The organism is Paenibacillus sp. J31P13 (assembly GCF_056269295.1).
In genome coordinates this window covers 387,872-400,516 of record NZ_JBWDNR010000004.1, presented here as the reverse complement: position 1 = coordinate 400,516, position 12,645 = coordinate 387,872, and the positions used below count along the sequence as shown (strand labels likewise).

Below are 12,645 nucleotides of genomic sequence, written 5' to 3'. Positions count from 1 at the left end.
ACATGTATCTTTAGAATCATTACAAAGCAGCTCCATGCCATGAAACATCTTATTGCTGCACCGGAAAGAAATATGATTGGCGTGGTTAGATTAGCACAAATAAAAGAAGAGGTGTTGGAAATTGAAATGGTTTTATAACTTGAAAACGGGAATGAAATTAATTCTTTCGTTTGTTATCGTCTCAGTCATTTTAGGGTTTGCAGGTCTCAATGGAATAACCAACCTAAGTAAGCTAAATCATTCTATTGAAGATATGTATGATAATCAACTCATTCCGATATCGGATCTAAATGAAGTGAAGCAATTATTTCTAGAAATAAGAATAGATATTCGCGATTTGACTACAGCAGGTAAGACGGAAGTCGAGAAAGGCACCATTAAGGAAAATATAAGTGACAATATTGAAAAAATAGAAGCAGCCATTAGTAAATACAGCAATGGATTTTTGACTGCTGAGGAACAGGAGCAAATCAAGCTATTCCCGGCAGTATGGCAGCGTTATAAGACGAGCTTAAATGAATTAATTGAAACGAATAGCAGCATATCAAGTTCAGGAGGTTTACTTGAATCGACTAATGATATAACCGAAATTTTAGATGGTTTGATCGCAACGAATATTAAGCAATCGGAAGCGGCGAATCAAAGCGCGGATGATCTCTATTCATCAGCACGATTAATTACTTTTGTAATCATTATGGCAGCGTTCTTAATTAGCATTGCTTTTGGCTATCTGATTTCCTTAATCATAGAGAGACCATTAAAAAAAATGGTCGTTTTACTTGGCAAAGTAGCAACAGGCGATTTAAGCGAGACCTCAGATATAGACTCGAAGGATGAGATTGGTCAGTTAGCAGGCTCCATTAACAATATGGTACTAAGCCTTAGACATACGGTAGGCGGCATTCTAATCTCTGCAGAAAGTGTTTCTGCTGCCTCACAGCAAATATCAGCCAGTACACAAGAAGTGGCTAGCGGGAATATGAGCCAAGCCAGCGCAGCGCAGACGATGAACGAGTTGTTTAGAGAATTATCTCAAGCTATTAATTCTGTGGCGATAAGCGCGGAGGAAGCATCGGATCTATCGAACAAGACGATGAGCATCGCTCAGGAAGGCAGCAGTGTTGTTCAGTCTTCTATTGACGGAATGAATCATGTAAATAATCAAATGACGAAGCTTCAGGAGGATTCCAATAAAATTGGCGAGATCATTGAAGTGATTGATGACATTGCGGATCAGACTAATCTTCTTGCACTAAACGCAGCAATTGAAGCTGCTCGTGCTGGCGATCAAGGCAGAGGCTTTGCAGTCGTTGCTGATGAGGTGAGGAAGCTGGCGGAACGCAGCAGTGAGGCGACCAAGCAAATTACGAAAATCATTAGAGGCATGCAAGCGAACACAGAGCAAAGCTTCCTCGCAGTGAATGAAGGTGTAGCTGCTTCACATCAAACAGGTCAAGCGTTCAATCATATTTTATCGATGGTAAATGAAACAGCTCATAAGGTAACCGAAATAGCAGCTGCGAGTGAGGAACAGGCAGCTCAATCCACAGAGGTATTGGTTACGATCGAGAGCATATCTGCCGCAACGGAAGAGGCGGCGGCAAGCAGCGAGGAAACGGCATCGACAGCTCACTCTCTGGCACAGTTAGCGGAGGAATTAAATAGCTCAGTAGCGACTTTCAAAATTAGCTAACGCAACTAGGAGGATTCAACATGTTCGGAAAGAAAACCTTTTTAACCATTAAAGCTCGATTGATTGTTGCTTTTCTATTCATTCTTATTGTTCCTTGTGTATTGATTGGATACATATCTTATCAGAAGGCAGCAACTGAAATTACCAATCAAATTATAGAAAATGCAAGACAAGGTGTTCAATTCTCGGACAATCAAATTACAGATCTCATAACATCAGCGACATCCGATATGGATTACCTTGCTTCTCATATAAAAGCAGGAATGATTGATCAAGGAGCAAATCATCCTAAAGTTCGTTCCATACTAGACCAATATATGAGTCTACGTCCCCAGTTTCTAAGTGCATACTTTGGAACGGAAGAGGGACAAATGATAAGCTCTCCCCATATTGCAGTAGATGGATATGATCCAAGAAAAGCGGAATGGTATATCAATTCCATGACTAACAAAGGATCAGCTAAAATAAATAAACCTTCTATATCAGCATCAACCGGTCAAGTCGTCGTCGTCCCATCCAAGGCGACAGACGATGGATCAGGTGTTGTTGGCGGCAACATTGATTTGTCGAAGCTAGCAGAAATTGTGAATAAAATACAGATTGGCGAGCGCGGTTATGTAACCATTTTGGATAAGGATCGTAAATATTTGATTCATCCGTCCATCGAGCCTGGTACAGACGCTACTGAAGATTTTGTTCATTATTTTTATGAGTCCAATTCTGGCGTTCAAAATTATAAATTTAAAGGAAAGAGCAAAAAAGCTATATTTACAACCAATCAGCTTACGGGATGGAAAATAGTCGGCGGTATTGAAATGGCAGAAATCAAAAACGCGACAAGAGGCATTTTGTATACGACCATTTTCGTTATTCTCAGTGCCATACTGATAGGCGGCGCAATCATTTTTGCTATTATTCGCTCGATTACGATGCCCCTGCAGCAATTAATGCATGCAACTAAGAAAATAGCAGACGGCGATTTGACAGAGGAGCTTACTATTCGCTCTCAAGATGAATTAGGACATTTATCGATGTCCGTCAATCATATGATTCAGAAGCTGCGGGATCTAATCGGCGGCGTATTAAGCACCTCGCAAAATGTAGCTGCAGCCTCCCAGCAAATATCAGCTACAACGGAACAGGTTGCAAGCGGAAGTACGGTACAGGCTGAGGCAGCTCAGACCATACATGAGCAATTCAATGGTCTTTCTATTGCAATCAATGCAGTAGCAGAGAGTGCAGAGGAAGCAGCGAAGCTGGCATCGCAAACAACTTCCATTGCTCACGCTGGTGGAGATACGGTTAGTAAATCCGTTGAGAGCATGACTCAGGTAAGCGCCCAAATGGAGCGTTTGGAGGAAGACTCTGTTAAAATTGGCGAAATTATTGAAGTGATTGATGATATTGCAGAGCAGACCAATCTTCTAGCTTTGAATGCAGCTATAGAAGCAGCAAGAGCAGGCGATCAAGGCAGAGGCTTCGCGGTCGTTGCAGATGAGGTTCGGAAGCTAGCTGAACGAAGCGGGGAAGCAACAACGCAGATCTCCACCATCATTAAAGGCATGCAAGCCAATACGCATAAGAGTGTAGTCGCGGTATCAAGCGGTGTTAAGCAATCGCAAGAGACCGGACAAGCCTTTAAGAAAATTATTACGATGATCAATGAAACGGAAAATAAGGTCAATGAAATTGCTGCTGCAAGCGAGCAGCAATCATCACAAGCAAATGAAGTGATGGGCTCCATTGAAAGTATTTCTGCCGCTAGTCAAGAAGCTGCAGCTGCAGCAGAGGAAACGGCAGCGACATCGCAATCACTTGCCATTCTTGCTGAAGGCCTGAATGAGTCTGTCTCTATCTTTAAGGTTTATAAATAAGAAGGGAGGGTTCAAATTATGGGGTCAATTGGACAGCAGCAGTATATTGAGTTTGCTATAGAACAAGAGCAATACGCCATTGAAATTCAAGATATTCACGAGATTATCAAAATTCAGGATATTACTGAAATTCCAAATGTCAGGTCTTATGTGAAGGGCGTTATTAACCTCAGGGGCAAAATTGTGCCGGTTATTAGCCTTCGTCATTTATTCAATCTGGAGGAGAAGGAATACTCCAAAACTACCCGTATTATTGTCGTTCATCATGAGGAGGATACGGTAGGCATTATTGTTGACCGAGTCAATAAAGTGGCTACCTTTACGGATATCCAATCACCACCTGAGCGTGTAGGCGGAGTGGACGGAAACTATTTTGTAGGAATTGGCCTTACGAGCAGCGGACTGGTTGCCATTTTAAAGCTGAATGAAGTACTGCTTCGCGAACAGGAGTGAATAATGGAATGATATCTGATCTATCTGAATATAGAGAAGTTTTCTTAGAGGAGCTTGAGGAACAGCTGCATCTCATGGATGATGTTATTTTACAATTGGAGATGGAAGGGGAATCAGAGGAGGTTATTCAAAGCTTATTCCGAGCAGCGCATACACTCAAGGGATCATCGGCAGCTATGGGTTATGAGGAAATGAAGCAGTTAACCCATGAGATGGAGCATCTGCTGGATCTCGTAAGAGGCAAGAGGCTTGAAGTGACAGCGTCACTTATTAATCTGCTGTTTCAATCACTGGATTGTCTGAAAGAGCTACGAATCGATATTATGCGTAATGATGACGCCATAACGGATATATCTGGCTGTATCAGCGACCTTAAAAATTTCATACACAAGCCAGTTCCTTCAACAATTGTAGAAATAGAGGCTTTGCCGAAGCCTCAATTGAGTCTGGATACGACTCTGAAATTGCAAGACGCTCAAGATTACGGGCATAAGGCGTATTGGATTAGCGTTCAGCTCTCCACGGATTGCTTAATTAAAGGTGCGAGAATCTATGTCATCCATTCCAATTTGAGCAGCTTCGGAGAGGTTCTTCATGCTGTGCCAGACATAGATACCATTGAGGAATTGGGAGAAATGCCGGAAGGCATTCAATTCCTTTATGCCGGAAAACAGAACAGCAGTGATTTGGAGGCTCTTGTATCTGAGCTGACAGATGTCGTTGGTGTAAAGGTAGAATTATTGCCTTCTGAAGTCATAGAATCAGCAGTGACAAGCACAACTAAAGCAAATTTCTCAAATGAAATAGTGGAAAGAATGACAAACGATGAGCCTGTCAGTACGACAAAGTCCAAATCAGGGACTATTCGTGTCAGCGTAGAGCGCCTAGATCATCTAATGAACCTAGTCGGCGAGCTCGTAATCGACCACACTCGTATTCACCAAGTGGAGCGTACGCAAAGAAGGCGATTTTCAGATGACTCTGTAGATGAGTTGGGACAAATCTCCGACCATCTTTCTCGTATTATTGGTGATTTACAAGAAAGCGTTATGAAAGCGAGAATGCTTCCGATTGAACAGCTGTTTAATCGCTTTCCACGGATGGTGCGCGATCTTACTCGTGATCTAGGCAAAGAAATAGAGCTTGTTATCGGTGGGAAAGACACGGAGCTGGACCGAACCTTGATTGAAGATATTGCTGATCCTCTCATTCACTTAATTCGTAATGCAGTGGATCACGGGATTGAGTTACCTGAGAAAAGAGCATTATCCGGTAAAGATCCGAAGGGTACGCTGCAAATAAGAGCGGCGCATGAAGATAATCAGGTCGTCATTTATGTTGAAGATGACGGAGCAGGCATCGATCCGGAGAAGATGAGGAAATCCGCCTTAGAGAAAGGGATTATTTCTACGGAGGAAGCGATGCTCTTAAGCGACAAAGAGGCCATCAACCTCATCTTTCGACCAGGTTTCTCGACTGCTAGCCGGATAAGTGATGTATCTGGCCGAGGTGTAGGTATGGATATCGTTAGAAGCCATATTGAGCAGCTAAACGGACTTATTGATATCACGACTGAATTGGGTCAAGGGACCAGCTTCAAAATTAAGCTTCCGCTGACATTAGCTATTATTGTAGGCTTACTTATTAAATTAAATGATCAAACCTTCATAATCCCGATGAGCAATATCGCAGAAATTGTAAGAATAGCGAATAACGATATAGAGACGGTCCGCGGACAGTCGGTTATTTTATTGCGCAATCAAGTCATTCCGATCGTTTGGCTCCATGACCATTTTCATATACCCAGACGGGAACAGCAAAAAAGTCATATTCAGCTAGTCATTGTAGGGTCTGCGGAGAAGAGATTGGCGCTCGCCGTGGATGAGTTGATCGGAAATCAGGAGATTGTTATTAAGTCGCTGGGCTCTTATGTTGGCAAGGTAGACGGCATCGCAGGTTCTACGATTTTAGGCGACGGCAAAGTGGCCTTAATTTTAGAGGTGTCGGGCATTATCAATCAACGATAGAGGAAGAGATGGCATGTCGAAAATAAAAGTACTTGTAGTAGATGATTCCTTGTTTATGCGTAAATTGATTTCACGATTAATTGAAGATGATGCGGCGATGCAGGTAGTCGGAATGGCTCGCAATGGTTTGGAAGCAGTCAATATGGTTAAGGAGCTTCGGCCGCATGTCGTGACCATGGATATTGAAATGCCCGTAATGAACGGCTTGGAAGCTTTGAAAGCAATAATGAAACAACGACCTACGCCTATTCTTATGCTGAGCTCGCTAACACAAGAAGGAACGTCCGCTACCATTACAGCCTTGCAGAACGGTGCAGTAGATTTTATATCGAAACCGTCAGGATCGATTTCCTTTGATCTGTACAAGGTAAAAAAAGAGCTGGGGGACAAGATTAAACAAGCGGCGCAAATACCGATGAAAAGCCTTATTCTCAATCACAAGGTAGCACCAAGAATAGAGCTGGCGCAAATGGACAATAGCCTGGTCGAGCGTATGACAGAGTTTGATCAGATAGTAGCTTTAGGGACATCAACGGGAGGGCCAAAGGCGCTGGAAACGGTTATTACGGCGCTTCCTGCCAGCTTCCCTTATCCACTGCTGCTGGTGCAGCATATGCCCCCTAAATTTACAAAGTCATTGGCTGAGCGATTAAATCGTATATCCCGTGTTCGGGTGGTTGAGGCTGAGGATAATGAACGCATTCAGGGAGGGACGGTATATATTGCTCCTGGTGATTACCATATGACTGCTGTTCAGTCCAACAAGGAATATAGAATTCAGCTTAATCAGCAGCTGCCTAGGAATGGTTTTAGGCCTTCGGTGGATGTGCTTTTTGATTCCGTATCCAAATTAAAGCAACTGAAGCAGCATTATATTATAATGACTGGCATGGGGAGCGATGGAGCGAGAGGAATGCTGTCCGCCAAAGAAGCGGGAGCGGCTTCAACCATTGCTGAATCGAAAGAGACCTGCATTGTTTTTGGGATGCCAAAGTCAGCAATTGATTTGAACTGTGTAGATTATACAGTACCTTTGCATTTGATTACATCGAAAATAATGGCAGTTACAGGCGCTCCGAAAAAATAGTTACGTCCTTTGGAGGGTCAGTCTAACTGTTTTTCAATATTGAAGCCACTTTCTTTCTTCATTTCGCTGGCCGCTAAGAGTATGTATTGATGAATAGGCAGCATTTTTTTGGTTCATTCTAAATAGAAAAAAAAGGGCTAACGAATGAATCGTTAGCCCTTTTAAAAATTACTTAAATGAAGCGTAACCTTGATCTGCCATCACGACACTGCCATTAATGCCTTCAGCATCTTTAAGAGAAATAAGGTAAACGGTGTTGGCAACTGTCTCAGGCTTAGTCAATTCTCCGCCCATTACGCTGGCACGCATTTTGTCCAGTAATCCATTATCTTTAAAGCCTTGGATGATAGGTGTATCCACAGCACCAGGCGCTACCGCGACAACGCGGATACCGTATGGTGATAGATCAAGCGCAGCTGATTTACTCATCATGATGACAGCACCTTTTGTCGCATGGTATGCGAATGTGCCAGGCGAAGCTAGGAATCCGAATACAGAAGCTGTATTAATAATTACGCCATTGATTCCGAGTTCTTTCATTTTGTTGCCTGCAGCCATGATGCCGTAAGCTACACCATGTTGATTGACGCTGATTACACGGTGATAGAGATCCATGTTTTGAGAAAGTACAGGTCCTGCTCCGCCGATACCAGCATTGTTGAACATAACATCAAGTCGGCCGTAAACTTCTACTGCTTTATTTACAAGTGCTTCAACGTCTTCTTGTTTAGAAACATCCACTTGAATGAAAGTGGCTTCACCGCCAGCATCCTTGATAAGTTGAACCGTTTCTTGACCAGCTGCCTCGTTATAATCGGCTACGACAACGCGGTCGCCCTCTTTGGCAAATTTCAAGCATGCTTCCCGGCCAATACCGCTGGCTCCGCCTGTAATGATTGCTACTCTAGATGTATTCATGATAAAACCTCCAATTTTTGATTATGGATTAGTTGTTTGTTTCATTGCTTGTTTTTATTGTACGCCTATCCTATGATTAGATAAATTTAAACATAATTACTGATCATTAAGTTTTACTAAAGGTAAAGGCGGTCACTGCATGCAACTAGAGCAATTAACATTTGTCATTGAAGTAGCTAAGAGAGGGTCATTAACGGCTGCTGCACAGCATCTGCATGTCACGCTGTCAGCTGTCAGTCAATCGATCTCTAATTTGGAGGCAGAGCTTGGAGTGAGCTTATTTGTTCGGTCGCGTCTGGGCGCAACTCCGACGGCAGAAGGGCAAGTCTTAATTAAGAAGGCTCTCGAGGTTGTAAATAAAGCGAATGAGCTGCGTCAAGAAGCTGCAAGCTATACCAATACGCAAATAGGCGAGCTGCGGCTTGCAGCATTTCCTGGCCCATTGCTGCTAGCTATGGATGCTATTGTTGATTTTAAGCGGGATTATCCGAACATACAGCTCGATATAAGTGAGCAGAGCGTGGATCAGATTATTGAGGATGTACGCAAGGGAGAGATTGATATTGGTCTTGTTCTCTTATCGGAAGAGTTTCAGCAAACGTACAGCGGGTTATCGGTGGGGCGTCTTTTGGAATGCAAATTAGTGCTTGCCGTTAATCGAAATTCTCCTCTTGCCCTTAGTAAGACACTCACATTGGAGGACTTGAAGCAAGAACCCCTTGTCTTGTATAAAGAGGATTATCTCAAATGGTTTATGGATCGGCATAAGTCAGTAATTGATCCTTCTAATATCCTGTTCTATACGAATAACATATCGGCGATTAACAAAGCGGTTAAGGATGGAATGGCTTCTACAATAGGTCTCGATTTTTCTTTTATAAATGATCCTTCGGTTCAGGCTGGAGAGATTGTCCTTGTGAATATAGATTTTGATGACATGTTTTCGGTAAATTTGGGATGGATTCGTGCCGAGGGCAGAGTACTGCCTAAAGCCTCGGAGCTGTTTATACAGAAGTTGAAGCATCGGTTGGAGCAGTATGCGTAGTAATGTGGAGTATGACCTAGTATTACCTTAATCGTGTATCGAAGCCCTCATTGTATGATTGTGTTAAGGCAATCCAACCAATGAAGGCTTATTTATATTTGCACGCTATACTTGCGCACGATATTCAGAAGGTGTGATTCCGACTCTCTTTTTGAAAATACGGCTAAAATATTTATCGTCCTGATAGCCGACTAGATTGGCAATTTCATAGGTTTTCCCATTCGTTTTCCGCAGCAGATCTTTGGCATGATCGATGCGAACGCTGGTAATATAGTCCGTAATATTTATGGACTCTACTTGTTTAAATAAGAAGCTTAAATATACAGGTGACAGAAACACTTCCGATGCAATCATCTCCAGTGTAATATTGTGACGGAAATTCTCAAGGATATATTCCTTCGTTTTATCTATGACTACGTTTTTACCCGATTTGCGTAAGTTTTGCGTTAAGGCGAGAAGCTTGTATAGAAACTGTTTCATAAATTGAGCTAATTCGTCGATTGTGCTCGCCTTGAAGATCTGTTCAATATCTGTGGTCGCGAGCAGCTCATCTAATTGAAGCTGGGGATGCATCTCCAGCATCGTATGGGTTGCCGCAACCATCTGCTGCAAGCTTATCGTTTTTGATTCATGCTGATTGAAGGCTTGCTCCTTCAAAAATAAAATAAAGGATGCCAGCCATGCCGCAAGGCCGCTTTCGTTACCCACTCGGATCGACATAATGAGATCCTCATCCTGCACCGAATAAATATCCTTGCCGGTGGATGCCACGCCTGCTTGCTCCTCCAAATCATCAATGAAAATAATCTGGTTCCCGCCAGTATAATACTTGTATTGCAGTGCGAGTTTGGCATTCTCATATGCGATCTTACAGTCGCTTAACAGGTTGGAGAAAAGTCTGGAAACGCCTATTGTAGCGCCTAAATTCAGTGTTTCTCGAAGGTTGATCATCAACTGCCGCAGAAGCTCTTGCAGCTGATTGAATGATCTCTCATCATCCATGTTGAAAATCATGATGAACCTTTGATTCTGCTCTTGAAAGTGTACTTTAAACCGCCATGCTTCCATCGTTTCTTCCACGATATTTGCGATAGCAAAGTGAATAAGCTGTTGATCCTCCACCGTATATTGCTCAAGCTTGCCCGTCTCATCCTCCATTTCCAACAAGCAAATTCGGAAAGCGCCGGCTTGTAGAGGGATGCCTAAATAGGCTGTTTTATCTAGGAAAATGTCTGGCTTTTGATTCATTCCATCGATTAAGCTATGAAGAAAGCGTTCAACCATAACAGGGAAATTTTCTTTTATCTGTTGTTTTAAAATATTTTCTGCTTCCCATTCCTGCTTCACGCGTAAAATAACGCTCACCAAACGCTCCATATCGGGCGGTTTAAGTAAATAATCGGAAGCGCCAAGCTGAAGCGCCTGCTGTGCGTACATAAATTCATCATGACCGCTTAATATAATGGACTTAAGCCGGATGCCGCGAGCGTCCAATTCTCGGAGCAATAACAACCCATCCATTATAGGCATTTGGCAATCCACGATAATGAGATGGGGATGTTTAGCCTCAATAAGCGCCAACGCTTCTGCTCCGTTATTTGCTGTTCCCATCCACTCAAAACCATATTCCTCCCACGGAATTAACTTACGCAACGCGATCGTTACGATGGGTTCATCATCGATGACTATGACTTTCATACAGGCTCACCCATTCTTCTTCATTATGAATAACAGGCAAATAGATGGTTACAATCGTTCCTTTGCCCTCTGTACTAGAAATTCGTAATCGATATTCCTCGCCAAACAGCATGGTGAGACGTTCGTTCACATTTTTGATGCCGTACCCGCCGCTGCTGCGAGGGGATACTTCCAGCAGTTCCGCTACCTGCAGCTCCGTCATTCCTCTGCCGTTATCCTCAACAGTGAATACGATACCTTCGGCGGCCATATGTCCTGTAATCCGAAGAATGCCCTCTCCATCGGTTTTGGCAGTGAAGGAATGAATGATTGCATTCTCGACGATCGGCTGCAGCAGTAATTTGGATGTTAAGTAGGGCTCAACTATAGGATCGATATCATACTCTACCCGGAATCGATTTGGGAAGCGTGCATGCTGAATGTGTACATAAGCGCGTATTTGGTTTATCTCATTTTCCAGCTTGTAATAATCGTTACCGCGGTTGAGTGATATTCGAAATAGCTGGCTAAGCGATCGAACAACCTCTGCCGTATCGTTATCGCCGTTAATTTTAGAATTTAGAAAAATATAATCCAATGTGTTATATAGAAAATGCGGCTCGATTTGAGCCTGAAGCGTCTTTAGCTCAATCATTTTTTGATTGGTTTGGCTTATATATACTTTCTGAATGAGCTCGTTCAAATCGACAACCATCTGATTATATCGTTGAGTGAGCAGGCCGATCTCATCATTTGATTGTACAGGCACCTTCTGATTAAAATCACCTCGCTTGAAATCACTCATTGAACGAAGCAGTTTCTGAATAGGTGAAGTGATGTTTCGAGAAAGAAACATAGATAAAAGTCCGACAATCAATAACAGAGAAACCGAAGCGATAAGTGTAAACCGCAGCAAAACCTGGTGCTGGCTGCGTATTTCCTGCAAGGGAGTCAGACTGACTACACTCCACTCGTAGGGCTCAACCTGTGAGGTTGTTACATAATAATCTTTGCCATTTACATGGACGATGGGGTTGCTGCCGGGATTTGTCAAGGTCTTCTTAAAGGCGAGATCTCCTTGGCGGTAATATTCGATTTCACGGCTTCTCTGATTGCTGGCAACCAAATTGTAATTATCGTCAATCAATAGCAGCTGTGTGGATTCGCTAATATCAATATCTTTAATGGAATCAAGCAGCGCTTCACGGCGGATACCGATAAAAAGCATCCCCAGCTTCTGATCGGCATCGTAAATATTTGTAATGCGCCGACCGATCATAATCTCATTGTATTGCTGCAGATAAGGGAATAGCGGATCACTGGAGAACATCCAATTTGCTTCTCCCGCCTTGGCAGCCGTTACGATATAAGTGGGTGTCTCCATTAACTGCTCATAAGGAATGACTTCTCTATAAAACTCGTTGAAGTCACGATAAAGGAAGCCATTTTCACCATATACAATAATAAATGAGATGTATTGCTTCGCAACCTTCAAATTAGATAAATATGATACCATCGTTTGTTGTGCAAGATTGTACTCATCAGGTTTCGGATTGTTTAACATATTTTGAAATGTTTCATTGTTCATAATATAAAAGGATATGTCCTGAACATCGTTAAGCATTAGCTTAATATTGCTTTCTATTAGTCCAATTGTTTGGTTTTGCTGTACGAGAACCTGTTCCTCCAGCAGATCGGCTGAAGTGAAATACGAGAATATTCCTAGGCTTAACAAGGGAATGAGTACGACAATAATAAAGTAAAAAAATATTTTATTTTGAAGCTTCTGGAACAGCCTCATGATGGAGACCTCCTCTTAAGAAACGACGCGGATGCTTATGGTGGCAAGCTTATCAAAAAATGAAAAGGCT

At 42.6% G+C, this 12,645-nt stretch carries 9 protein-coding genes; 6 read left to right on the top strand and 3 right to left on the bottom strand.

Annotated features, from left to right (window positions below; all coding sequences use genetic code 11):
- The first annotated feature begins 139 nt into the window (after positions 1 to 139).
- Genes AC0YOD_RS16065 through AC0YOD_RS16045 form a run of 5 tightly spaced genes read left to right on the top strand, consistent with a single transcriptional unit; the run spans position 140 to position 7,134 of the window.
- Entirely contained in the window at positions 140 to 1,693 is a 1,554-nt protein-coding gene (locus tag AC0YOD_RS16065; RefSeq protein WP_475800335.1) for a methyl-accepting chemotaxis protein, read from the top strand.
- 20 nt (positions 1,694 to 1,713) lie between these two features.
- Positions 1,714 to 3,567: a methyl-accepting chemotaxis protein gene (locus tag AC0YOD_RS16060; RefSeq protein WP_475800334.1), complete on the top strand. Its 1,854-nt coding sequence runs from the start codon at positions 1,714 to 1,716 to the stop codon at positions 3,565 to 3,567.
- A gap of 18 nt (positions 3,568 to 3,585) precedes the next feature.
- Positions 3,586 to 4,020 carry a chemotaxis protein CheW gene (locus AC0YOD_RS16055; RefSeq protein WP_475800333.1) on the top strand — a complete coding sequence of 145 codons (435 nt, stop codon included), beginning with the start codon at positions 3,586 to 3,588 and terminating at the stop codon, positions 4,018 to 4,020.
- Positions 4,021 to 4,028: 8 nt separating this feature from the next.
- Positions 4,029 to 6,047 (top strand): chemotaxis protein CheA, encoded by a 2,019-nt coding sequence (locus AC0YOD_RS16050; protein ID WP_475800332.1) that lies wholly within the window; start codon positions 4,029 to 4,031, stop codon positions 6,045 to 6,047.
- A 13-nt stretch (positions 6,048 to 6,060) separates the two neighbouring features.
- A complete protein-coding gene (locus AC0YOD_RS16045) occupies positions 6,061 to 7,134 on the top strand; it encodes a protein-glutamate methylesterase/protein-glutamine glutaminase (RefSeq protein WP_475800331.1) in 1,074 nt (357 codons plus the stop codon).
- Positions 7,135 to 7,302: 168 nt separating this feature from the next.
- Here AC0YOD_RS16045 and AC0YOD_RS16040 read toward each other — a convergent pair whose 3' ends face one another.
- Positions 7,303 to 8,052, bottom strand: a complete 750-nt coding sequence (locus tag AC0YOD_RS16040) for an SDR family NAD(P)-dependent oxidoreductase (RefSeq protein ID WP_475800330.1) — start codon at positions 8,050 to 8,052, stop codon at positions 7,303 to 7,305.
- A 139-nt stretch (positions 8,053 to 8,191) separates the two neighbouring features.
- Here AC0YOD_RS16040 and AC0YOD_RS16035 point away from each other — a divergent pair, with 139 nt between their 5' ends.
- Positions 8,192 to 9,097: a LysR family transcriptional regulator gene (locus AC0YOD_RS16035; RefSeq protein WP_475800329.1), complete on the top strand. Its 906-nt coding sequence runs from the start codon at positions 8,192 to 8,194 to the stop codon at positions 9,095 to 9,097.
- A 105-nt stretch (positions 9,098 to 9,202) separates the two neighbouring features.
- Here the strand turns inward: AC0YOD_RS16035 and AC0YOD_RS16030 are convergent, their stop codons facing one another.
- Together AC0YOD_RS16030 and AC0YOD_RS16025 are read right to left on the bottom strand one after the other, a co-directional pair.
- On the bottom strand, positions 9,203 to 10,795 hold the full coding sequence (locus AC0YOD_RS16030) for a response regulator (protein WP_475800328.1): 1,593 nt from the start codon (positions 10,793 to 10,795) through the stop codon (positions 9,203 to 9,205).
- Positions 10,773 to 12,575, bottom strand: coding sequence for a sensor histidine kinase (locus AC0YOD_RS16025; protein ID WP_475800327.1), 1,803 nt, complete (start codon positions 12,573 to 12,575; stop codon positions 10,773 to 10,775). The genes AC0YOD_RS16030 and AC0YOD_RS16025 overlap by 23 nt, the downstream gene beginning before the upstream one ends.
- Between the last annotated feature and the right edge of the window lie 70 nt (positions 12,576 to 12,645).